At 41.8% G+C, this 24,105-nt stretch carries 17 protein-coding genes; all 17 read right to left on the bottom strand.

Going from position 1 to position 24,105, the window contains the following annotated elements:
- Window positions 1-17 precede the first annotated feature (17 nt).
- Window positions 18-1,442, bottom strand: a complete 1,425-nt coding sequence (locus ACTHJT_RS14725; RefSeq protein ID WP_440239538.1) for a phytoene desaturase family protein — start codon at window positions 1,440-1,442, stop codon at window positions 18-20.
- A gap of 18 nt (window positions 1,443-1,460) precedes the next feature.
- On the bottom strand, window positions 1,461-2,864 hold the full coding sequence (locus tag ACTHJT_RS14720; protein WP_440239536.1) for a hypothetical protein: 1,404 nt from the start codon (window positions 2,862-2,864) through the stop codon (window positions 1,461-1,463).
- 18 nt (window positions 2,865-2,882) lie between these two features.
- Window positions 2,883-4,346 (bottom strand): hypothetical protein, encoded by a 1,464-nt coding sequence (locus ACTHJT_RS14715; protein ID WP_440239534.1) that lies wholly within the window; start codon window positions 4,344-4,346, stop codon window positions 2,883-2,885.
- Window positions 4,347-4,366: 20 nt separating this feature from the next.
- Complete coding sequence (locus ACTHJT_RS14710; protein WP_440239532.1) at window positions 4,367-5,917, bottom strand: hypothetical protein; 1,551 nt, start codon at window positions 5,915-5,917, stop codon at window positions 4,367-4,369.
- Window positions 5,918-5,939: 22 nt separating this feature from the next.
- Window positions 5,940-7,379 (bottom strand): hypothetical protein, encoded by a 1,440-nt coding sequence (locus tag ACTHJT_RS14705; RefSeq protein WP_440239530.1) that lies wholly within the window; start codon window positions 7,377-7,379, stop codon window positions 5,940-5,942.
- Window positions 7,380-7,411: 32 nt separating this feature from the next.
- Entirely contained in the window at window positions 7,412-8,740 is a 1,329-nt protein-coding gene (locus ACTHJT_RS14700) for a DoxX family protein (protein ID WP_440239528.1), read from the bottom strand.
- A gap of 25 nt (window positions 8,741-8,765) precedes the next feature.
- A complete protein-coding gene (locus tag ACTHJT_RS14695) occupies window positions 8,766-10,136 on the bottom strand; it encodes a RagB/SusD family nutrient uptake outer membrane protein (protein WP_440239526.1) in 1,371 nt (456 codons plus the stop codon).
- Between the two features lie 24 nt (window positions 10,137-10,160).
- Window positions 10,161-13,217: a SusC/RagA family TonB-linked outer membrane protein gene (locus ACTHJT_RS14690; RefSeq protein WP_440239524.1), complete on the bottom strand. Its 3,057-nt coding sequence runs from the start codon at window positions 13,215-13,217 to the stop codon at window positions 10,161-10,163.
- A 329-nt stretch (window positions 13,218-13,546) separates the two neighbouring features.
- Window positions 13,547-14,164 (bottom strand): Spy/CpxP family protein refolding chaperone, encoded by a 618-nt coding sequence (locus ACTHJT_RS14685; protein WP_440239522.1) that lies wholly within the window; start codon window positions 14,162-14,164, stop codon window positions 13,547-13,549.
- A gap of 30 nt (window positions 14,165-14,194) precedes the next feature.
- Window positions 14,195-14,506: a hypothetical protein gene (locus ACTHJT_RS14680; protein ID WP_440239520.1), complete on the bottom strand. Its 312-nt coding sequence runs from the start codon at window positions 14,504-14,506 to the stop codon at window positions 14,195-14,197.
- Window positions 14,490-15,068 (bottom strand): RNA polymerase sigma factor, encoded by a 579-nt coding sequence (locus tag ACTHJT_RS14675; protein ID WP_440239518.1) that lies wholly within the window; start codon window positions 15,066-15,068, stop codon window positions 14,490-14,492. Before ACTHJT_RS14675 ends, ACTHJT_RS14680 begins: the two co-directional genes overlap by 17 nt.
- 208 nt (window positions 15,069-15,276) lie before the next feature.
- Window positions 15,277-16,713, bottom strand: a complete 1,437-nt coding sequence (locus ACTHJT_RS14670; protein WP_440239516.1) for a TolC family protein — start codon at window positions 16,711-16,713, stop codon at window positions 15,277-15,279.
- A complete protein-coding gene (locus tag ACTHJT_RS14665; RefSeq protein ID WP_440239514.1) occupies window positions 16,710-19,874 on the bottom strand; it encodes an efflux RND transporter permease subunit in 3,165 nt (1,054 codons plus the stop codon). The genes ACTHJT_RS14670 and ACTHJT_RS14665 overlap by 4 nt, the downstream gene beginning before the upstream one ends.
- Before the next feature lie 44 nt (window positions 19,875-19,918).
- Window positions 19,919-21,034 (bottom strand): efflux RND transporter periplasmic adaptor subunit, encoded by a 1,116-nt coding sequence (locus ACTHJT_RS14660; RefSeq protein WP_440239512.1) that lies wholly within the window; start codon window positions 21,032-21,034, stop codon window positions 19,919-19,921.
- A gap of 116 nt (window positions 21,035-21,150) precedes the next feature.
- Window positions 21,151-21,552, bottom strand: coding sequence for a hypothetical protein (locus ACTHJT_RS14655; protein WP_440239510.1), 402 nt, complete (start codon window positions 21,550-21,552; stop codon window positions 21,151-21,153).
- Between the two features lie 431 nt (window positions 21,553-21,983).
- Entirely contained in the window at window positions 21,984-22,871 is an 888-nt protein-coding gene (locus ACTHJT_RS14650) for a S1 family peptidase (protein ID WP_440239508.1), read from the bottom strand.
- A 92-nt stretch (window positions 22,872-22,963) separates the two neighbouring features.
- Window positions 22,964-23,911: a sugar phosphate isomerase/epimerase family protein gene (locus ACTHJT_RS14645; RefSeq protein ID WP_440239506.1), complete on the bottom strand. Its 948-nt coding sequence runs from the start codon at window positions 23,909-23,911 to the stop codon at window positions 22,964-22,966.
- Window positions 23,912-24,105: the final 194 nt, after the last annotated feature.

Genomic DNA, 24,105 nt, shown 5'->3' with positions numbered 1-24,105 from the left:
TTTTATACTAGTATACTTTAATTGAAAAGATCTTTCATTACCGTTTGTGCGGCATGATACCCGCACATACCATGCACGCCTCCGCCCGGAGGTGTGGATGAAGAACATATATAGATGCCAGCCTTGGAAGTACGGTAAGGAGAAAGGCTCAGCGAAGGCCGCGTATACAATTGGCGAATATCAATGATGCCGCCATTGATATCACCGCCAATATAATTCGGATTGTATGCCTGGATCTGATGTGTATTCATGGTTTGTTTCGCCAGGATCGTATCCCTGAACCCCGGAGCAAATCGTTCAACCTGCTTTTCAATTGCCTGGGTCATATCAACCGTTGAACCATTTGGAACATGGCAATATGCCCATACTGTATGCTTGCCTTCGGGCGCACGGGTACGATCAAAACTACTTTGCTGGGCAAGCAACACAAAAGGCTTTTCCGGATGAACTCCCGAAGAAGAAAGATGTTCGCTTAAGGCGATTTCTTTAAAGGTATTCCCCAGATGTACCGTACCAGCTTGTCTACAGGATGGCGACTTAAAAGGAACGGGGTCGCTCAGCGCCCAGTCAATTTTAAATACACCCATACCATAGCGGTACCGCTCTAATTGTTTTCTATAAAATGGGGTAAATTCTTCTTCAGCAATGTTGAGTAATTGTTTGGGTGTTACATCAAATAATACGGCCTTTGCAAAAGGAATTTGTTTCAGTGAAGTAATTTCTATTCCTGTCTGGATCTTTCCGCCCAATGAAATGAAATAAGCAGCAAGTGCATCTGCAATGGACTGGGAGCCGCCAACGGGAATGGGCCATCCGTGTATATGCCCCACAGCAGACAATACCAGACCGATCGCTGCGGAAGCCCAATTGGTAAGAGGTTGAATGGCATGCGCAGACATTCCGGCCCATAGACCTTTTGCTTTTTCTGTTTTGAACCGTTGTGAAATGCAATCAGCAGAACGCAATGCGTTGAGCCCGAATGCTGCCATTTGCAAGGGATATTTGGGAAAGCGCAACGGCCCCATGGCATCCGGAGCAATATTGGTCCAGCTTTTAACCAATGGTTCAATTAATTTCAAATAAGCATTTCTATCAATGCCCAATGAGTCGGCTGTTAATTCAAGTGAACGTGAAAGGATTGCAGCTTCGCCTGAATCAAATGGATGTGCCGCGGCTATAGGCGCATGTACAAACTGCAATCCAAATTCCTCCAAAGGTAATCCTGCGAAAAAAGGCGAACCTACAGCCATGGGATGAATAGCCGAACACACGTCGTGTCTGAATCCCGGAAGGGTTAATTCCTTGGTACGAAGTCCGCCGCCAATCGTATCTTTCGCTTCAAGTACCAACACAGAAAGACCTTTGCGCTGCAGGGTAATAGCTGCCGCTAATCCATTCGGACCGGATCCAACAACAACTGCATCGTATTCGTATTTATTCATGAAATGCCTGCTAGTTTATTAATCGACAGCAGTAGCAACAACAGGTTTACCACGTCCTTCATACAAAGGGTACTTCTGTTCTACTTTATCAAGTACTACATAGATTGAATCCTTGAATTCATTAATCCCTGATAAAACAATCCTTTTCTCTGTTGGCTTACTATAATGCAATACCTGCTTCTGATCGCGGTGGGCTTTGTTTTTATTGGTCAGGTAAAGTATATGATTTACTGTATCTGCTTTGTAATCGAAGTAATGCCGGCCACCGCCAACACCTCTGAATTCGAATCGTTTGCTGATGCTCTCTTTCGTTTCTCTTCCGGTATTCTCTATATCCATCTGCTGCAGTCTGTTTAAACGGATTGCCATGGTTGACCAGGTTTCAAATACCACATCGTGCCAACGTACTGAATCGAGAGGAGAATATGGAATTATTTTATTGTTGCGTTTATATTCTGTCACGTGATAAAAGCCCGCAGTATTTTTTAAACCCGGGTGATTGTGCGGATACCTGTAGCCCAGATCGTCGATCCAATGGAGGAATAGCAGGAAGAAAACAAAGATGGCTATGCCCGTTGATTTCAACACCCAGCGTGTGTTCTTCTGCCAAGCTTTTGAAAAATCAACGTGCGTATAGGCAGGGGTTACGTTTTGTTCCTTTACGAGCAATCTCCATATATCTGGCAGGTACTGCCATAAAATAATAACTGCCAGCAAAGTAAATGTAAAACTATGTACGTGTACCATGCCATCATATACATGATTGGCGATTACAATATTGAATAGAATTACTGCGGTTAAAGCTGCGCCTATCGCAGTCGTCTTTCTGAACAAAAGTAATAGGCCGCATAACACTTCTGCAAAACCAAGAAAGATCTCATACCCCTGTGTAATACCAACAGATTGCCAGTATAATTTTTGTTCGCTGAAATCTGCAAACGGTGTATATAGAAAACTTATGCTTGGCAATTCCATCTGGATGGGAATAAACTTTTTATACCCCCAGGCGATAATACCAAAGGCCAGTCGGTAACGCGCAACAATAAGAATCAGATGATACCAGGTATTATATTCTGTCCGTTTGCGATCGATGAGCGACCACACAGCGCCAATACCTACAGCAAGAGCAGCTGTCAGGAAAACATTGATATAACTATACAGCTCCCAGATATCTTCAAACGGCAGATCAATAAATTCAGGTGCTCCGAAGCTTGTTGCTATACCGCCGAGACTGTTCCAGTTAAATTCAACCCAGTCTATGCGCAACAGGTTCGCATAAAAACGTGTACTGAAAGGGAAACAGATCAATACAACAAAAGCAGCTGTTACACGAAAAGCAAACTTTTCATATCCTTTCCACGGTACAGGTGCTACCGGCGCCTGCTGCACAGGAATCTGTCCGAATGTATTATGAGATGTCATAGTTTTAAGTGTTAAAACTTATGGATTCCAGATGGCAGCCTGGTTACGGCCTTCATATAAAGGATATGTTTTATCAACCTTTTTATCCAGTACGATATAAACAGAATCCTTATACTCATTTTGTCCTTTAAGTATAAAGCGGTTTGGTGTAGGCCTTTCATATTGAAAAACCAGCTCTTCATTTTTATACACTTTATTTTTATTGAACAGGTGAAGGGTATGTTTTACCGTATCCGCCTCATAATAGTAATGACGACGACCGCCGCCTGTTCCGGCTGACTCATATGTGCGGTCAACATCCTTGAATTGTTTCCCCCTGCCCGCTTCTCCATGAATACGGAATGTGTTGTTTACAGCAAAAGAAATCGTTGACCATTTTTCAAACGTAACATTTTGCCATCTTACAGAATCCAATGGAGAATAAGGCAATAGCTTATTATTCAGTTTGAATTCAGTTACCTCATACAGACCTTTGGACCCGTCGAGTCCCGGTCTGGATGGAACTTTGTAGGAGTCATGCTTATAATTATCCCAATGCAGGTAAGCACTTGCCACAAAGAATAAGGCAAACACTGCCGTCTTAAAACCGATGCGCAGGTATTGCTGCCACTTTTTTTCAAAAGGAAAATAATATACCTGTGGTGCTGTATCCTTTTCACGAACGAGCAGATTCCATATTTCAGGAATATAGCGCCACAATACAAATGTACCACCCAAAGCGTAAAAGGCTGCGGCCAAATGAATACCGCCGTCATAGACGTGGTTAGCAATGGCAATGTTTCCAATCATAAAGAGTGCCATGGCTGCACCAAGCGCTCTGGTCTTTCTGAAGAACAAAAGCAGCATGATCGCAAGTTCAGCAAGACCGATAAAAGTTTCATAGTTATGTACAAAACTTAATTGTATCCAGTATAATTTCTGCGGAGTAAAATCACCAAAGTTTGTATTGAGCTGTGTTTCTGCCAATGCAGGCATCTGTGTTGGAAATACTTTTGAGAATGTCAGCCCTTCCAGCCGTATGAGCATGGCATAACTAACGGCGACAATAAGAAAGTAGTACAACACCCTATAATTGCGCGGCTTCTTGTCGACGAGCGTCCAGATCAAACCACCGCCGACTCCGATCAGCAACGCTACACCCCAATTGACATAACTTGCCAGGCCAAAGTTTCCGCTTTCAGAATGAATGACAAAAAAACCATGTGCTTTCTCCTGCAACGAACCGCGATCGCCTTCACCGGGATGGTTCTCCGCAATTTTAAAAGGCGCAAATGATGAGCCTGCCAGCTTGCCCAGATCACGAATATGCAGATGTGCCCAATCGGTTGTAAACCAGTTCCTGTAATAATCTATATCTGTAGGAACGGTTAACAAAAAGAAAAAGATGAATGCAATCCGGAAGGATACCTTTTCATAACCTCTCCATGGCGCAGCGGCAGACTTGGATGTTTCTACCGGAGCTTCTTCAATAAGTGTTGACATATATTTATGCTTTTTATTTTTTAATAGGAATAAGATGTGTTCCCGTTTTTATTGTATCTGTTAATAGCGGGATATTGTTTTTGTTGCTTATCTAAAACAACGTAGATAGAATCGTTAAATTCATTCGTACCGGATAATATAATACGTGATGCTATTGGCCTGCTGTAATGCAGTACTTGCTTAAGATTTCTGGTATGTCTGTTTTTATGCTGCAGGTATAAAACCTGATTGATCGTGTCGGCTTTGTAATAATACCAATGGCGTTCACTTCCCAAACCTGAAAATTCCCAGTTGATATTTATATCACGTTTTTCAGGATCAAATTTGTCTTCGTTGGTTTCATAGCGACGCTCATCGCCTTTGGGATGAAACTTCCACTTATAATCATAATGTTCGCCGAAGCGTGGATAGCTTCCTGCTGCGAACATCTGAATCTGCTGCGGCCTGTTGGCAACTCGAAAGCTCATGGAAGAAAATTCTTCAAACGAAACATCCTGCCAACGAATAGAATCTAATGGCGAATACGGAACAAGTTTACCGTTCAAGCGGAATTCAGTGACCTGATAATATCCTTTAGCATTTGTCAAACCCGGTGTATTCGGGATTTTATAGAAATCGTTGTGTGTATAAGCATATATTTCAAACGCACCGAATAAAAAAACAAAAATAAAATTACCTGTATATTGAATGCTTCTTTTTAAATATGTTTGCCATTTATACCGAAATGCCGGAACAAAAGACACGATCTGCGAATCCTTTTCATGAACGAGCAAATTCCAGATCGATGGCAGATAATACCAAAGAACAAAAAAGGCCAGTAAAGATAAACTGAAGCTTGGTACCTGTTCACCAATATCATAGGCGTGATTGGCAATAGCAACATTTCCCAATACCACTACTGTCAGCGCAGCACCAAGCGCTGTTGTTTTTCTAAACAGTAACAATACTCCCGGAATGAATTCCGCAAAACCCAGGAATACTTCATAGGAAGGAACAATACCAAGTGACTCCCAATACAGACGTTTCGCAAAGAAGTTTATAAACTCTGTATTTAACAGGCCTTCACTCGGAAAAGGCATTTGCATGACAAATACTTTTTTGTAGCCCCAGGCAATCACGCCGTATGCAATCCGGTAACGTGCTGCAACACGCGCCCAGTAATAGAGTATATCGTAATCGTTTCGATTTTTGTCCAGGACGGTCCATATACCGGCACCAATTAGAGCAACAACGAAAAACAATAACAGATTCACGTAGCTATATAAGCCAAAGAAGCCGCTCTCAGAATAGTGATTGATAAAGTGCGGATTAAAAAATGCAACAAGAGAATTTAAATGCCGGTAATTAAGATGAGCATAATCGAGTGTAAAGAGTTTGGCATACCAGCCGGTATCCGTTGGTATAGAAAAGACAAGTACAAATATGAACGCTACACGAAAAATAAATTTTTCGTTTTTAGTCCAGGATCTTCTCGCAGGAACCGGTTTTGAAACGGAACCTTTCTTTTCATCTGTTTGTGACGACCGGGTATCGACCGGATTTACATCTATATTTGGATATTCCTGAAGCATAATACCAGCGGTTTATTTTAGATTATGGCCGCCACACAGCAGTGTGGTCACGGTTTTCAATAACCGGATAGGTTTTCTCTTCCCGGTCCAATACTACATAAAGAGAGTCTTCAAATTCATTGGCACCGGTCAATACAATACGTGTATCCGTTGGTCTGTTGTAATGAAGTGTAAGTGTTTCCTTTTTATGTTTTTCATTTTTATTAAAGAGGCGCAGTTCCTGCTTAACTGTATCTGCTTCGTAATAAAAATATCGCCTGCCGCCACCTATACCTGCAAGTTCCCAGGTGCGCTCAACATCTTTTTTAGAATAGCCGCCACCATTTGATTGATCCATGACAGCTGTGCGATTTACTTTAAAGGAAATTGTAGACCAGCTTTCAAAGATGGCATCCTGCCAGCGAACGGAATCCAGAGGATCATAAGGCCGTACTTTGTTATTCAATTTAAACTCCGTTACCTGATATACGCCTTGAGCTTTTGTAAGCCCCGGTGTATCCGGCAAACGATATGGTGCATGTATATAATCATCTACCTGCAATACAAAGAACAATGCTACGAATACCACGTGTACGAATGTAATCAGTGTAAGCCGTGTGTATTTAATCAATGGTTCTGTGAACGATGGATAGTATGTTTGCGGAAAAACATCTTTTTCCCTCACCAATAAATTCCAGATGTTTGGAAAGTCCTTCCACAAAATAATCAGTGCAAGTATCGTGTAACAAAAGCTGTGTACATGCACACTTCCATCATACGCATGATTGGCAATAACAATATTGCCAAGTACAACTGCAGTAAGCGCAGCACCCAGAGCAGTTGTTTTTCTGAAGAGTAACAGGAATCCGGCAATGAATTCAGCGGCCCCCAGAAATATTTCATATCCCGGCACAATGCCTACCGACTGCCAATAAAGTTTCTGTGCCTGAAAATCGACGAAGGGTGTATTCAGTATACCTGTTGTTGGCCACACCATTTGACCGGGAACAAGTTTCCGGAACCCCCAGGCTACAATACCTATGCCTACTCTGTACCTTGCAATCACGCGTATCCAATAATATAGCTGGTCATAGTTCTTCGTTTTTTTATCCAACGCAGACCAGACCAAGCCTGCTACAATAGAAATCGCAAGCGGGATGGCAAGATTCACATAACTGGCAATACCCCACCTTCCGCTCTCCGTATTGATCTTCACAAACTCAATTGTCCGGTAGGTAGATATAATAAACAGATCCCTGCAATTCAGCTCCGAAAGATTAACATACGACAAATAGATATACCATTCAACATACAAAGGCAGACAAAGAAACAACACGTATATGCACGTAATTCGGAATGCAGTCTTTTCATACCCTTTCCAGTCCGATGAATCTGACAGAGCAGACTGTGTTGATTTGCTTTTACCTTCATAATCTATTGAAGGCAGTGTTACCATAGGTTGAGTCAAAAACGTTGCATTCATTTCTTGAGCGTTTGTTAGTTGTCAGGTTTCAATTACAGTTTCACTGGCTTTCTACGGCCTTCAAACAGCATATATTTTCTATTGATCTTATCCAGTACTGCGTATATAGAATCATTTTTCTCTGATACGCCTTTCACAACAATTGTAGAATCATTGAGCTGTGTATAGCTGAGCTTGTATTGCTCACCAGCATGATTTTTATTTTTATTTTCAAGCAAGAGCGTATGCTTTAATGTATCTGCCTGGTATGCAAAATAGTGTCTGCCACCTACACCGGCCGATTCATAATTCCTGTCAATATCCTTTTCATGAAATCCATCGCCGGTGGTAAGATCCAGTTTTACCGGTCGCGCAATTTTAATACTTACGGTTGCCCATTTTTCAAATACAACATTCTGCCATCTGTTTGGATCTGTTGTTGAATAAGGGATGGTATCTTTATTGAAAATAAATTCACGCACATTATAAAAACCATAACTGTTATTTAATCCGGCAGTCTTTGGGATTTTGTAAGGATCATTTTCATAATTCGCGTAAGCAGTGATTCCATAAATTACAACGAACAAAGCAAAGGATCCTTTTAGCGCCAGTCTGGTATTCGCGATCCACTTTTCAGTGAATACAGGTCTGAATTTGTTTGCCAGCGTAAATTTTTCATTCGCAAGCAGGTTATATAAACGCGGTACATCATAGACAAACAAAAATAATGCGATCAATACCAAGTAGGCGCTGTATACCTGCTCACCGGCATCGTATGCAATGTTTGCCGCAAGTACATTGCCTACAAATCCGATAATGAGACCTGCGCCGAAGGTTACTGTTCTTCTGAAGAAAAGAAGTATACCGGCAAGAATCTCAACTGCGCCTAAAAATATTTCATAGCCTTGGGTGATGCCTACCGTATGAAAATATATTTTCCATGCAAAGAAGTCACCGTAGTTGGTATGCAGGTTACTTAATGAAGGATATGGAATCTGAAGTGGAAATAATTTTATGAAACCATAGCCGATGATGCCAATTGCCAAACGATAACGCAGAATGACACGCAGCCAGTAATATAAATTGTCGTAATTGGTTTCCTTGCGTTCAACATTAATCCATGCGACTGTGCCTACTGCAGCTATCAAAGCCGCAATCAGCCAGTTTGTATAACCTTCTGCAGAAAAGAACTGCGGTGTATATTTTGTCAGACTAAAGAGATCATATACATTCCATTGAAAAGAAAACAGATCTCTAAAGAATTTCCAATCCAGGGGAATAACCTGAATGAAAAAAAACAGGGCAAAAAACCGAATTGCTATCTTCTCATAATTCTTCCATACATGAGAAGAATTCGTATGCAGATTATTTATAGAACTCATAACATTGTTGTTTATTTATTAGTGATTAATATCCAGGATTTTGTTTCAGATTGGGATCAAGTTTTATTTGCTGAAGCGGAATTGGAAATACATTTTCCCAGGGATCTACTTTTGTAGCTGAATTAAGTGCTTCAAGCACAACTTTAGCTCTACCTGTCCGAACGAGGTCATACCAGCGATGAGGTTCAAGTGCAAATTCCAAGCGTCTTTCATTTTCGATATCAAGCAGCAGATCCGTATCTGTGGATGAAGTGGAAAGTGGAACGCCAGCACGGGCCCTAACCGCATTCAAATCATTTAATGAACCGGTTAAATCGGCTTCATGCGCCCTTGCTTCGGCACGTATTAAATACATTTCTGCAATGCGGAAAATATAGGCCGGATCAGTGGCTGGATTTCTATAATATAAATTACCGAACCATTGAGTAATACCGGTCTGCGTCACACTATCAATCAGCGCCCTTCTTCCTCCGGAAACATTTTTATCTTTGAGAAGTTGTACAAAGGCATCTGTCGGTGCGTATCTGTATGTACCGCCTCTGGAAGGGTGTTGCATTTGTGCACGGATGGTGCTTGGATTTTGCGCACTGAATTCCAGTTCGAAAATTGACTCCTGCGTTGCGACAACACTGTTTGCAAACCATGAATTATAAGGTGCGTTCAATTTATAATTAGGCGAGTTGATCAGCTTGGTAGCATACTGATCTGCGAGCGCCCATTCCTGTCTGTATAAGTGAAGTCTTGCACGCAAGGCCCAAACTGTTTCCTGTGTAACACGGATCCGGTTTACCGGTGCCCCAACCGGAAGCAATAGTTCAGCATCCTCCAGATCCTTTAACACCTGGTCGTATGTTTCATTCTGAGTACTTCTTGGTTTGCTTATTACACCGGTCAATGAACCGGTTGGCTCCAGTGGAATTTGTACACCACCCCAGCCTCTTGCCAGATCGAAATAACAAAGCGCGCGAATAAATTTTGCTTCTCCTATGTATTGATTTTTTAATGTGGGCGTAAGCAATGGATCAGTTACTGCAGGTGTTCTGACGATAACATTATTGGCACGGTTTATAACTGAGTAGATAGCATTCCACGTGGTACTGAAATTGGCATCATCAGCACGATAGTTCACTACTACAATATTTGATGCACCACCCGTTGTAAGGTTTTTGATATCACCGCTTGGAAAAAAACCAAGCGTAACCCAGCTTTCACCATAATATCCCGTATTGCCCAGACCTCTGTAAACCCCACGCAAAGCAGTCTGCGCAGAGGTAAGATCGAAAATCGGATTTTCATCAGTAATTGCGTTTACTGGTTGCGGATCCAGGAATTTTTTGCAGGAGAAAAACAATGTTGTCGTAAGCAACAACATTGTCAGTACTATTATTTTTTTCATAATGATAAAACCGATATGCAATTATTAAAGAGTTAAGTTTAGACCAAGCTGAACAGTACGTGGTTGCGGAGGAGTATCATAATCATACCCTTGAAGGTTGCCCTGTCCCAGGTTTGATTCAGGATCAGAACCTGTATATTTCGTAATCAGGAATAAGTTTGTTCCTGTGAAATAAAAGCGGATTTTTTCAGCCTTGATTGTGCCGCTCCATTTTTTGGGCAACGTATAACCAATAGTTAAAGAGCGTAGGCGGATGAATGATGCATCTTCTAAAAAGCGGCTTACTTCAAAATACTGGTAGTTAGCAGCAGTTAGTCTAGGTACCATTGTTTCCTGGCCCGGTGTAGTCCATCTATCCAGCTGACCTTGCATCAACACACGGTTATCGCCTAATGTACCACCTTGCTCACCCAAGGCTTCGTTCTGATTCCAGGTTTTATTTCCATAGGAATAGATGAAATAAATACCCAGGTCGATACCTTTATATGTAAACTTGTTATTAAAGCCTCCGAAAAATTTCGGCCATATACTACCCATGATCTTGCGGTCATCAGCAGTGATCTTACCATCGTGGTTTACATCTTCGATTTGAATGTTACCTGTTTGCGGATCAACGCCTGTCTGGTTATATACCCAATAAGAATAAAGAGAATATCCTTGCTGAATGCTTGTTAAATTACGGGAATCGAAGCCTTGTACAGGGCTTGGGATTTTTTTCACGCGGTTATTATTGCGTGAGACAGTCAGTTCTGTTGTCCATGTAAAACTTTTCGTTTCAACATTGACCGTTTGAATACCTAATTCAAATCCTTTGTTGCTTACTGCACCGTAATTAGCTGTATAGAATGTATAACCGGTTGATGCAGGTGTAGGGATATTCAGCAACAGATCTGTTGTATATTTATTATAATAATTTAATTCAACATTAATCCGGTCTTTGAATAAACCAACCTCAAGTCCTGTACTGAATTGTGCAGTCCGCTCCCATTTAAGATCGGGATTTGCTGCCTGGTATGGTGCAGTACCAGGGCCTTCAGCGCTTCCTGCTTTATCAGAATATCCATAACCAGCATTCCACAATCCACGTGAAGCAAAATCGCCGATACCTGCCTGGTTACCTGTAATACCATAACTGGCTCTCAGTTTCAGGTTACTGATCGTTTTTACATTTGCCATGAAATTTTCTTTATTGATCCTCCAAGCGGTTCCTACAGCCGGGAAAAAGCCCCATTTGTTATTGGCACCAAAACGAGATGATCCATCAAGCCTGCCTGTTAACTCCAGGTAATACTTGTGATTGAAATTATAATCAATTCTTGAGAAGAAAGATGCAAGCGTGCTGTTTGTCTTGCTTTGAGATGCTGTCTGTACCGCTGCCGCCGATACTTGAGTGAATGCATCATTTGGAAAATTCTGTCCGTTTGCGGTTGCGTTTGTTAACTCAACTGCCTGTATTGTATTACCAACCAATACTCCTGCATTGTGTCGTCTTGCAAATGTTCTATTATAGCGTAAAGTCTGCTCATTCATCAGCTGGCTTGACTGCGTTATACTCTTTGTGCCTAAACCTCCTGCAGATCCAAGAATGGTGCTCTTTTGCCAATATTGGTTTTCGTCATAAATATTATAATCCAGACTTGTTGATGTATGAAATTTCAGATCTTTAATAATTTCCCAATCCAGATATACATTGCCGATGTAGTGATAACTGTTAGACCAGATATTTACATTACTGGTTAATGTATAAATGTTATCAAAGTTTACCCATTTTAACGGAGTTCCATTTTGATCAAAAATCGGCAGGTATGCAGGGATACTTAAAGATGCCTGCAGCAGCGTTCCATTACCGCCATTGGCAGGGCGTGCCTGGTTTCTATGCACGCGGCTGAATGTATTGCTGATCCCAACTGTTACTTTTCTTCCTATTTTCTGATCCAGGTTAAACTTCAACGATTGGCGTTGAAAGTCCATAGGCTTCCATACCGCGTCCTGGAAATTATAACCGGCACCTACATAATATTTTGTTGTTGCAGAACCACCCTGGAAAGACAGATCATAGTTACGGATATGTCCGGTCTGGTATAGGTAACTCAAACGATCATAAGTTGGCTGTTCCGATGGTAAGCCGCGGCCTGCAACACCATTCACCACCTGATCAGCCGGTCGGAATGGTTCGGGATTGCCCATATTGCGGTTGTATTCATTTAACAACATTGCCTGCTCAGGTCCTGTGGTTGCTTTCCATATTCTGTTGTGCGGAGCCCATGTTAAACCTTCCGATGCATTGAAATTCACTTTCACTTTTTCCGCACCGAAAGCTCCGCGCTTTGTTGTCACTATCACAACACCGTTTGCACCGCGGGAACCATAGATGGCTACCGCACTGGCATCTTTCAGAATTTCTATACTTTCAATATCATTGGGGTTGATATCCGCCATGGGTGATGTTGCACGATCCTGCGCAAGACCGTTGGCTGTAGTATTCTGCAAACTCTGATTGTTCACAAAGACACCATCAATGACATAGAGCGGATCATTGCTGGCGTTGATAGAGGTGGCACCACGTACGCGAATAAAAACATCCGAACCGGGAACACCAGAGTTTGTTGCAACCTGCACGCCTGTTGCTTTCCCCTGCAGTTGTGCATCAAAGCTGCCGACCGGAATTGTTTTGGTTTCTTCCGGATCAACCTTTGAAACCGCACCTACCAGATCGTGCTTGGTTTGTTCGCCATAACCAACGATCACAATTTCCTCCTCTTCAGGATCGATGATCATTGTAATGTTCAGTTCTTTTGTATCTGCGGCCAGCGGTATCTCACGTGTGACGTAGCCTATGTAAGAAGCCACAATTGTACAGGGGAAGGAATCAACCTTCAGTTCATAATTTCCATATATATCCGTGGCTGTACCCTTGCCTGTACCTTTTATCTGAATGATTGCACCAATGATGGGTTCTGTTCCTGCTTCATCGGTGACTGTCCCTTTTAAAGTTGTTTGTGCAAATGATGTCCATTGAATTCCTAAAATGAGTGTAAATGCAAACCAGATCCTTTTATCGATTGTAAATGTTTTTTTCATATATACTATCTCTATCAATTTAGTAGTCTTTAAATTTTAAAGCGACTCACTTTTACAGGCATGCTCTTAAATCTGTGTGTGAATCAATTATGGGGATGTGTTACAAAGTAAAAGTATTGTCGGGTAAAGCAGAAGATATTTCTGACTATTTGTGGATTTATTACCACTAAAAAAAATGCAACGTATTCTTATTCAATAAAAAACAAAAGGCCTGCCAGGGAGCAGACCTTTTCAAATTAACCGGGAAGCAAAACCGTATCAGTTAGTAATATACCAGTACCAACCAATAAGAATCCCGATGAATTTTAATATTCTTAATTTTTCAACGCTTAGGGCATTTCACCTTCGTGCGACGGACCTCCCGGGCCAGACCCGTTTCCCTGCATACCGGGTTCGCCTCCTTTGCAATGCATGTGTTCATGATCGCCGAAACCTGGTCTGCCTCTACCAAAGCCTGGTCCTGGCTGGCTCATCACGTTCGATAATTTCTCTTTCAATAATGCTTTTTGTGAATCAGTACACAAAGCATACATCATATTAAAGTGCTCGAACATTTCTTTTTGATTTTTTATCTCCAGTGCTGCAATTTTCTGAAACACCGGATCCACCTCAACTGCAGGTTTTCCGAGGTTTTGGATGACTTCTTTTTTAAGTGCAGCCATTTCTTCCATTCCGGTTTTCATTGCAGCAAAATGTTCTTTACGCAATGAATCAAAAGCAACTTCCTGCTCAGGCGTTAATTGTAAGGCGCGGGCAAAATAATCACCTTTGCCATGATGACCGTGATGCATGCCCCAGTCTTTGTGCATGCCTGGTTTGTTCCAGTGACAATCTCCATGGCCTCTCCTGCCACAGATGGAAGCCCACATAGCACCAATCGTAGCAATATTCAGAAGCACCAGGACTGCCACAGCCCATGCCCATTTATTTTTTAATAGCTCTTTCATAATTATTTAATTTTAATGTTTGTTTACTGTTTACTCGATAGAAGAATAATACGCATTCGTCCCGGCCAACCCATATTCATTGATCAGCTGTGTTTCAAAGGTGGAATCAGTTTTTGATGCTGTCATGTCAGTTGCTACATCGGTTTGAACGGATAAATAATATATGTTGAGTGATGTACAAATGATGAGACAGACAGCAACTGCATATCTCAGAAAAGGATATGTTTTTTTCTCCGCGCGCATCTCAAACCATTTATTCACGACTTTTGCTTCAAAGCCATCGGGCAGTGGCGCACGCTTGGCATGATCGAATGTTTTTAATAACTCATCTAACAGATCCATAAACCAGGGGATTTAATTGTTCTCTTAATTGTTTTTTCGCTCTGCTCATTAAAGAGTCTACGGCCGAAACGCTGGTCTTTAATGTTGAAGCAATTTCTTTATAACTCAAATCTTCGAATTGATACAGGATGAAGACTATCCTTTGTCGCTCGGGTAATTTATCAATAGCTGCAAAAAGAATTCCGGCTTCTTCTTTCTGTTCCATTTGGATACCAGGATGAACGAAATCAACTGCTGTCTCCTTCTCCTCTCCGTCTTCACCAAAAAGGTTTACAAAAACCGTCCATGGAGTTTTACGTTTCCGCTGACGAAGCATGTCCAGAGATTTATTAACAGTAATTCTATAGATCCAGGTTTTTAAACTACATGAACCGTCAAAAGAACCTATCGATTGAAATACTTTCATGAATACATCCTGCGCCACTTCTTCAGCTTCTTCTCTGCGCTGAAGAATGTTCAAAGCAACATTATATATCCCCGGTGCAAATACACCAACGAATTCAGCATACGCCTTACGCTCATTGCTTTTTAATCCCGCTATGTAATCTGCATCCGTTTTCAATTTTCTGCGCTTTAAGTATTAGACGAAAGAAACGAAAAAAACCTTCGCTGCTTATGAAAAAAAATAGTAAAGTTTATCAAAGCTTCCTCTAATCGCTTTATTAGAGCTATATTATTCAATTCAATAATCAGAAGTCTGAAAATAAAGCGGGGCTTTTTCTGACAATGTCAGAAAAAGCCCGCTTTATTTTTAATCTACAATATTTATTTTATTGCCAGCCGCCGCCCAATGCACGATAAATATTTACCAGGGAAGTAAATTGTCTTTTCTTAATATTAATAAGCTCAATCCTGGATTGTAATGCCGCGGAGCGTGTTACGATAATCTCCAGGTATGTTGCACGACCTGTCAAAAATAATTCTGAAGCTGTTTCGATAGAAGTTGTCAATACTTCCACTTCTTCATTTTTGAATTTATAAATTTTATTCAGGTTGTTCATATACACCATCTGATTGTATACTTCAATGTATCCGTTCAAAACAACTTTCTGATAATTATACATCGCTTCAAGCTGCTCGGCTTTAGCCGTTCTAAAAGAAGCTTTGATTGCACTCTGATTAATAAGCGGGGTTACCAAACCGCCAACAATATTATATACAACAGCCTGCGGACTTATAAAATACTGAGGATTGAATGAGTGATAGCCCAATGACCCGGAAATGGTGAATGACGGATAAAACGCGGCCTTCGCGGCTTTCACATTTGCCTTCGTTGCTGTCAGTTGATGTTCAGCTTGCTTAATATCCGGTCTGTTATTTAACAGTTCAGATGGAATACCTACGAGCACCTGAGCAGGTATTTCAGAAGTAAAGTGATCGTTGTTACGTATAATCGGCTGTGGATATCTGCCTAATAAAAAGTTCAGTTTATTTTCAGCCTCAATTACTTTTTGTGCGATCTCGACTTCAAGTCCTTTTGAATGCAGTACCTGTGCTTCAAATTGTTTTACTGCCAGCTCATTTGCTCTGCCGGCTTCTTTTTGAGTTTCAACAATAGAGAGTTGGTTGGATTGCAGAATAATTGTTTCCTGGATAATTTCCAGTTCATTATCCAACGCAAGCAACTCATAAAAAGTGCTTGCGATTTCAGCGATCAGGTTGGTCACAACCCAATTGCGACCTTCTACAGATGCCAGGTATTTAGCGGTCGCTGCCTTACGTTTATTTCTGAGCTTACCCCATACATCTACTTCCCATGAAGCATGAATGCCTACATAAAAGTCTTTCAGGTCAGGAGACATGTGCTGGCTTTCAGAAATATTTTTTGAGAAATTGGTATCGAAATTTCCAACGCCTTCCTGCGTGTATTCACCGTAATTTTGTTGTCCGACGCTACCCCCGCCTGTTACAAAAGGAAGGTATTGGCCTTTGGCAAACTTCACATGCGATCGCGCCACTTCGATTCGCTGGTAGGCCATCATTACGTCCAGGTTATTTACCAGCGCTGTATCAATCAACCGGATCAGGGAAGTATCTTTAAAGTACTGCTTCCAATTCATGGCAGCTGTGCTTCCTGAGTCTGATTTAACCGCGTAGTTCTGCGGAAGCGGCGGCAGTGCTGCCTGCCGGGTGTACTGTGTTGTTGTGCAACCCAGGCAGATTATACAGGACCATGCAAGGTAATGAAGTATTTTATACGATCTCATATTTCAGATGTGGAATTTAAATGAGTTGTTTGATCCGTTTCTTTTTTTCCGGATAACTTCTGGTCAAGCGTTGCAAACACTACATAAAGTCCCGGAATGATAACCAAGCCAAGTACCGTTCCGATGAACATCCCGCCGGCACCGGCTGTACCAATGGTTCTGTTACCAATCGCGCCGGCGCCCGAAGCAATCATCAGCGGAATCAAACCGGCAACAAATGCAAACGAAGTCATCAGGATTGGTCTGAAGCGTGCTGCTGCACCTTCTATTGCCGCCTCTGCAGGAGTCTTGCCTTCTTTTTGTTTTTGCAAGGCAAACTCAATAATCAGAATGGCGTTCTTTCCCAAGAGACCGATGAGCATAACCAAAGCTACCTGCGCATAAATATTATTCTGAAGATCTAAAATAAACAACAGCAGGTAAGCTCCGAAAATACCTGTAGGCAGTGATATGATTACCGCCAGCGGCAGAATAAAACTTTCATATTGTGCAGAAAGGATCAGATAAACAAAGATCAGACAGATCAAAAAGATAATCGTTACCTGGTTTCCGGAAAGCACTTCATCACGCGTCATCCCTGACCATTCAAAGGTATAGCCTTTAGGGAGTGTTTCTTCCGCTACTTCCTGAATCGCCTCAATGGCATCACCACTGCTATAGCCAGGCGCAGGTTCGCCATTCACCATAGCTGCTGTAAACATATTGTGGCGTGTCAGTTGTTCCGGCCCGTATACACGTTCTACTGTTGCAAAAGCAGAATACGGAACCATTTCCCCTTTTTCATTTTTTACATACAATTTTAAAATATCCTGCGGCTGTGCTCTGTAACGGGGCAGCGCCTGCACCATTACTTTATACATCTGTCCGAAACGGATGAAGTTTGTTGCATAGTAACTTCCAATCAACGATTGCAGGTTATCCATTGCATTCTCCACCGTTACTTCTTTCTGAGCCGCTTTATCATAATCAATCCGCACCATATACTGCGGGAAGCTGGCATCGAAGCTGGTGAATGCTTCTTCAATCTCAGGACGATCATTCAGCTTGGTGATGAATTTATTGGTAACGTGCTGCAGTTTCTGCAGATCTCCTGTACCGGACCGATCCTGAATCCTGAATTCAAACCCGCTGGCATTGCCATAACCAGGAACAGCCGGCGGTGGAAAAAATTGTATGGACGCATCTTTTAAGTGTTTTGTTTTTAGTGTCATGGAATCGATGATCTCGTCCACCGACTGACTGCGGTGTTCCCATGGTTTCAGGTTGATCATGGCCATACCAAACGTTGCGCCGGAACCATCAGTCATCACGTTGAATCCGGCCATAGTTGAAACCGACTCTACTCCTTCCAATCCTCTCGATACACGGTCAATAGCATCCACTACCGATTCTGTCCTTTCCAGCGTTGCACCGGAAGGTGTGGTAATACTCGCATAGATTGTTCCCTGGTCTTCTGTCGGGATAAATCCGGTTGGTAATAAATAACCCAGACCTTTGATTCCAATAATGAAGAACAACAATAAACCAAACGTAACCACCTTACGGTTGATCACCAGATTCAACAGGTGCTGGTACTTAAATGTAAGGTTGAAGAAGCCTTTATTGAAAACATAAAATGATTTGTTTAAAATATTGTTTTTCTTCTTATGTCCTTCATGCGGCTTTAATAACAAAGCACTCAATGCAGGTGTCAGTGTCAATGCATTCACCCCGGAAATCACAATCGCGATAGCCATGGTAATGGAAAACTGCCGGTAAAACACGCCTACAGGACCGGTCATAAAGGCAACCGGGATAAATACGGCTGACATTACCAGTGTGATTGCAATGATGGCACCGCTGATCTCCTGCATAGAAGCATGTGTTGCTTCACGCGCATTCATATGGAATTTTTCCATCTTCACGTGCACTGCCTCTACGACAACAATGGCATCATCCACCACAATACCAATGGCAAGTACCAATGCAAACAATGTAAGCAGGTTGATGGAGAAGCCCAGCAGATCCATGAAGAAGAATGTACCGATCAGTGATACCGGCACTGCAATAATAGGAATAATGGTTGAACGGAAATCCTGCAGGAAGAGGAACACCACAATTGCAACCAGGATAAAAGCTTCAACCAGTGTTTTGATTACTTCATGGATGGAAGCATCAAGGAACCTCGATACATCATAACTGATGGTATAGTCCATGCCCGGAGGAAATGTTCTGGACTTCAGCTCTTCCATTTTCAGTTTAATATTTTCAATTACTTCGCTGGCATTCGAACCCGGACGCTGCTTAAGAATAATAGCAGCAGAAGGTCTGCCGTTCTCTTTTGATAGCACATCATAATCGAGTGAACCGAATTCGATTTCAGCTACATCCTTCAAACGCAGAATCTGTCCGCCGACACCTGCTTTGATGGCGATATTCTCATACTGATCTTTTGTGGTATACTTGCCGGAGTAACGCAACACATACTGCAGAGATTGAGATTTGCGACCGGAGCTCTCGCCGATCTTACCAGGTGCCGCTTCCACATTCTGCGCGCGCAGTGCTTTGATAATATCTTCCGCTGAAACATCATATACCGTCATACGATCCGGTCTCAGCCAGATACGCATGGAATATTCGCGCTGTCCCATGATATCTGCAAAGCCCACACCGTTAATACGTTTCAGCTCGGCCAGGATATTGATATCCGCAAAGTTGTATAAGAATTTTTCATCCGTAGTTGAGTCTGTACTTAAGATATTTAAATACATCAACATACTGTTTACTTCTTTTTCAATGATGATACCAGATTTAATAACCTCCTCCGGCATTTCATCGAGCACAGCAGTTACACGGTTCTGCACATTCACGGAAGCCAGGTCTGGGTCAACCCCTGCCTGAAAATATACCTGAATGATACTGGTACCGTCATTGCCTGAAACAGAAGTCATGTATGACATGCCGGATACCCCATTGATGGCACGTTCCAGCGGTGTTACAACTGCCTTGGCGCATACTTCAGCATTGGCGCCTGTGTATTTGGTTGTTACCGCAACTACCGGCGGGGCAATGTCTGGATATTGTGTAACGGGAAGTCCCATCAACGACAGTACTCCCAGAAAAACAATGATGAGTGAAATTACTATTGATAGAACGGGTCTGTTAATGAATATACTAAACATATCAAGGGCTGTCTAAGTGAATAAAATAAAATCAATAACAGATGTTATTGATTTTCCAGTTGCGGAATAATTGACTTGAGCGAAACAAACTCAGGAGCAATCTCCATTCCTTCCCTTACATCTTGTATGCCTTCGTATATAAATTTATCATTTGCCGTAATCCCTGATTCCATGATGTATAAGTGCGGTATACGAAGCTTAGGCTGAACACTGCGCATCTGCGCGATATTGTCTTTGCCTACCACATACACAAACATTCTGTCCTGGATCTCAAAGGTAGACTTCTGCGGTATAACCAATGCATTCTGTATCGAGCGCTTCAGGCGGATCTTACCGGTTGATCCGTGCTTCAAAACTTTATCCGGATTTGGGAAACGGGCACGGAACGCGATACTTCCCGTTGAATTATCAAATTCACCTTCGATGGTTTCTACCTGGCCTTCGTAATTAAACTGTTCATTGTTTGCCAGGATCAGGCTTACGGCTTTGCTGTATGAACCGGATTGATCAGAAGTAAAATCAAGGTATTCTTTTTCTGAAACATTGAAATAAGCAAACACTTCGCTGTTGTCTGACAAGGTTGTAAGCAACGTTCCTTCATCAATCAAGCTTCCTACCTTATTCGGAATACGATCAATGATGCCATCAAACGGTGCACGCACTTCAGTAAAAGAAAGTTTAAGCTGCGCACTTACCTCATGTGACTTTGCTTCTTCGATGTTTGCATTCAAGGCATCCAGCTTGGCATGCGCCATGTCGAGCTCCGTTTTTGAAACAACGTTTTTATCAACAAGCACTTTTACATTCTGAAGATTCAGCTCCGCAGACTTTGCTTCTGCAATGGCGTTCTTCAGATTGGCCTTTGCCTTTAATACTTCTTCTTTGTACTCCTGGTCGCTGATGCGGAACAGGATCTGCCCTTTCTTTACTGATTTACCTTCATCCACCAGAATGCTTTCCACATAACCTTTCACACGGGAACGAATCTCTACATTTTTTACCGAGTGGATATCCGAAACATAATCGATATAGTAAACTGTATCAATAATGATTGGTCTGGTTACCGTGTATTTTTCATCCTGTTTTTTTTCTTTATCGAAAGAACAACCGATCGTAATTAATTGCAGTACGATTGCTGCATAAAGGGATAATTTTGCCATTTCAAAATACGTTGCTACGCAAGCCGGAGACTTACGTGTGTTTAGATTTTTAATTAAGGGTTCGTTGTGAATACGGTATTCTGTATGGACAACTTTTTTAAAATCAGAATAACTACTTAAGCACGGTTAGTGTTTGGCGGAGGCGAGAATATATCTGAAAAATGAAGTTTGAAAAAATAACGGTTATAAGAAGCAACAATCTTTTTACAAAAAAGATTGTTTGTTACAGATTCCTGAATATAATAAAAGAGTACATGCGTGAATGTTTCTTTCCCGACTTCATCTTTGTCTTCTTTTTCAAAAGGAATATCTTCCGTTAAGGTCATCTCATCCGATGGAAATGAATGCCTGTCGCAGCTATTCCAGCTAGCCTCTTCAAAATTTAGCTTCTGTTGAACCGAAGTCTTTTTATGCGATGAAAACGCCTTATATATATCACCCTCATTCCGGAATTGAATAATCCAAAATGAAGTACTGAACAATGTCAGTAAAAATAATATTAATAGCGTTCGTTGCATTATTTAAGGGTATGTCAATTTAGCAATTTCTTTAATAAATGCAATAATTTATCTTCTGTTATTTTATACAGGAGATGAAAGTTTTGATTTACTTTCGATAATTATTTCTATATAAACCGCCTAAATAATTAACTAAATATGACTTTTTTCAGGAAATAGTATGCCTTTTTTCAGGCAGAAAGCTGAATACCGGAAATGTCAAACATTAAAAAGTCATATAATTGAATCCGGTAAATGTAATGAAATGAGAAAAAAATAAAGGATGACTCTGCTGGCGCAAGGTTTTTCTTTTACCCGATTATTTAAAAGGCACAAGCGAATGCTGGCGCAAGCAGGCCTGCTGGTGCTCACTAACAACCGATGCAATCGCTTCTAATCCTGCTGGCGCAAGCAGGAAGGATTATCATTCATAATTCATAATTCATAATTCCTTACCCTTCTTCGTAATACACCACTTTATGTTCATCCAGAAAATTCTTGATCACATCTACATGAATACATTGTCCCAGGTGCATGAACGAATAATCAGTGACTTTGTGCGGCCGGTTGTTGATCAGTATTTCTTTATCAATAATATCGAAGCCTAAATGCAGGTGTTTGGTGGAAGATTGCATGCCATATACAATACCTTCTTTATTGAACAGCGGTCCGCCGCTTTGCCCTCTTAATCCCGGCGTGCTTAATTCAATTCCGTACAGACTATTGTTCTCTGCGAGGAACCGCGTTACCATGCCATCTATCGGAAAACGCGGCGATTGCTGAATGCCGGTTGCTGTCCATTCGATGTCGTCAGTGGCTTCGTTATAAGCAAAGTTTGTAAACTCCGGAAAAGGAAAACCGAGGCGACAAAGTGTTTCACCTTGTTTTATATCCGCACCGTTCTTTTTAAAAACCGCAACATCCGGATACAGGATATTTCCGAAGTCATTCAATTTGATGATGGCCAGATCTGCCGTCGGATGGAGGTGCACCGTAAAACCCGACATGCTGGATACCGCGTCTACAAAGGAGTTCCGAATCTGGATCACCGTATCCGGACCAATATTGTATCTCAGTTCCAGGCCTTTCAGGTTGTTCTTATATTTTCCATCGTTAGGCAAACGGTTTCTCTCTGCTCTGAACGCTGCGTAATTCGCGTTGATCGTTTCAGATGCCAGCAGCATATCTACCACGTGTTTGCAGGTAATGGCATAGCCTTCCCGGTTTACAAAAAAGAATGTGGCGGCACCGGGTATGATCTGCTTGCCACTGTAGGTACGCATGATGGTATGGATGGGGCGCGTATACGCGGCAGCTTTTTCTATGGCTTCAACAAACATAAAAAATTATGAATTATGAATTATGAATTATGAATTATGAATTATGAATTATGAATTATGAATTGAACAAAATTTATTTCTGAACTAAAATTCTAGGCCAGTGCTGTACGGATTTTCTCCAGCAGTTTTTTACTTGCCTTGATTCCTTCCTCTTCGCTTAAGCGATCACCTTCGTATTCAATACCAACATATCCACGGTAAGAAGATTCTTTTACAAGCTTCAGCATACGGGTAAAATCGGTATTACTTTCTTCACCGGCCGCGTTAAAATCAAATGTTTTCGCGCTGACACCTTTTGCAAAAGGAAGCAATTCTTCTACACCTTTGTACTTGTCATACCACTCCACACAAGGCGATTCCCAGAGGTCGCCTTTTTCGCGGCGCACACAGAAGTTTGCAAAGTCAACCATGGTTCTGCATTTCGGGTGATTCACCTCTTGTATCACCTTTGCCAGCATGGCCGCATTCGACGACCAGGTGCCGTGATTCTCAGCCAGTATAGTCATGTCCATGGTATCGGCATAGATCGCAAGCGCTGTTAAACTTTTAACGGCTGCTGCATGCCACTCTTCGGCATTGGCTTCACCGTGCAGATTTACACGGATGGCATGCCCGCCCAGGTGTTTGGATGCATCCACCCATTTGTAATGATTTTCAACCGCTTTTTCACGCAGTGTATTATCCTTATCGGCCAGCGGCCCTTCCTGATCGATCATGATCAGCACGCTTTTGACACCATTATCGCTGCAGCGTTGTTTCAGCTGGTTCAGGTAGGTAATATCCTTGGCCTTATCACTGAAAAACTGGTTCACATATTCCACGGCGCTGATGCCATATTGTTTTTTCGCCACTTCAGGAAAATCCAGATTGGTCATCTTTCCGCTGAACAAGGCTTTGTGCAGAGACCATTCGGCCAGGGAAATTTCAAAATGAAATTTCTTCTGTTCTTCAGCAAAAAGATCGAAAGATGGCAGTAAGGCAAAGCCGGCAGCCGCAAGAGACGCCTGCCTGATAAAAGTGCGTCGGTTATTCTGTTCCATGCAGAAAAATAAAATAAAATACAGAGAAAACCTATGGGCTACTCTTTGTTTATGCCGATTACATAGCTTAAATAGATTTTATCTGGGTTTTTTTATTAGCTTTCATCTTATATGTTTCGGGGCTATTTTCGGTGTATACGTTGCTATTTGTGGAGCTTCACTGCCGAAAATTTTTTTTGGCTGCTTACATCGCC

Source organism: Cytophaga sp., from assembly GCF_051961495.1.
GTDB lineage: Bacteria > Bacteroidota > Bacteroidia > Cytophagales > Cytophagaceae > Cytophaga.
The sequence above is the reverse complement of the archived record's forward strand: the minus strand, read 5'-3'. Positions and strand labels throughout refer to the sequence as shown.

Coding starts and splice junctions, on each gene's coding strand:
- ACTHJT_RS14725 (WP_440239538.1), bottom strand. CDS start 1,442: ATGAATAAATACGAATACGATGCAGTTGTTGTTGGATCCGGTCCGAAT.
- ACTHJT_RS14720 (WP_440239536.1), bottom strand. CDS start 2,864: ATGACATCTCATAATACATTCGGACAGATTCCTGTGCAGCAGGCGCCG.
- ACTHJT_RS14715 (WP_440239534.1), bottom strand. CDS start 4,346: ATGTCAACACTTATTGAAGAAGCTCCGGTAGAAACATCCAAGTCTGCC.
- ACTHJT_RS14710 (WP_440239532.1), bottom strand. CDS start 5,917: ATGCTTCAGGAATATCCAAATATAGATGTAAATCCGGTCGATACCCGG.
- ACTHJT_RS14705 (WP_440239530.1), bottom strand. CDS start 7,379: ATGAATGCAACGTTTTTGACTCAACCTATGGTAACACTGCCTTCAATA.
- ACTHJT_RS14700 (WP_440239528.1), bottom strand. CDS start 8,740: ATGAGTTCTATAAATAATCTGCATACGAATTCTTCTCATGTATGGAAG.
- ACTHJT_RS14695 (WP_440239526.1), bottom strand. CDS start 10,136: ATGAAAAAAATAATAGTACTGACAATGTTGTTGCTTACGACAACATTG.
- ACTHJT_RS14690 (WP_440239524.1), bottom strand. CDS start 13,217: ATGAAAAAAACATTTACAATCGATAAAAGGATCTGGTTTGCATTTACA.
- ACTHJT_RS14685 (WP_440239522.1), bottom strand. CDS start 14,164: ATGAAAGAGCTATTAAAAAATAAATGGGCATGGGCTGTGGCAGTCCTG.
- ACTHJT_RS14680 (WP_440239520.1), bottom strand. CDS start 14,506: ATGGATCTGTTAGATGAGTTATTAAAAACATTCGATCATGCCAAGCGT.
- ACTHJT_RS14670 (WP_440239516.1), bottom strand. CDS start 16,713: ATGAGATCGTATAAAATACTTCATTACCTTGCATGGTCCTGTATAATC.
- ACTHJT_RS14665 (WP_440239514.1), bottom strand. CDS start 19,874: ATGTTTAGTATATTCATTAACAGACCCGTTCTATCAATAGTAATTTCA.
- ACTHJT_RS14660 (WP_440239512.1), bottom strand. CDS start 21,034: ATGGCAAAATTATCCCTTTATGCAGCAATCGTACTGCAATTAATTACG.
- ACTHJT_RS14655 (WP_440239510.1), bottom strand. CDS start 21,552: ATGCAACGAACGCTATTAATATTATTTTTACTGACATTGTTCAGTACT.
- ACTHJT_RS14650 (WP_440239508.1), bottom strand. CDS start 22,871: ATGTTTGTTGAAGCCATAGAAAAAGCTGCCGCGTATACGCGCCCCATC.
- ACTHJT_RS14645 (WP_440239506.1), bottom strand. CDS start 23,911: ATGGAACAGAATAACCGACGCACTTTTATCAGGCAGGCGTCTCTTGCG.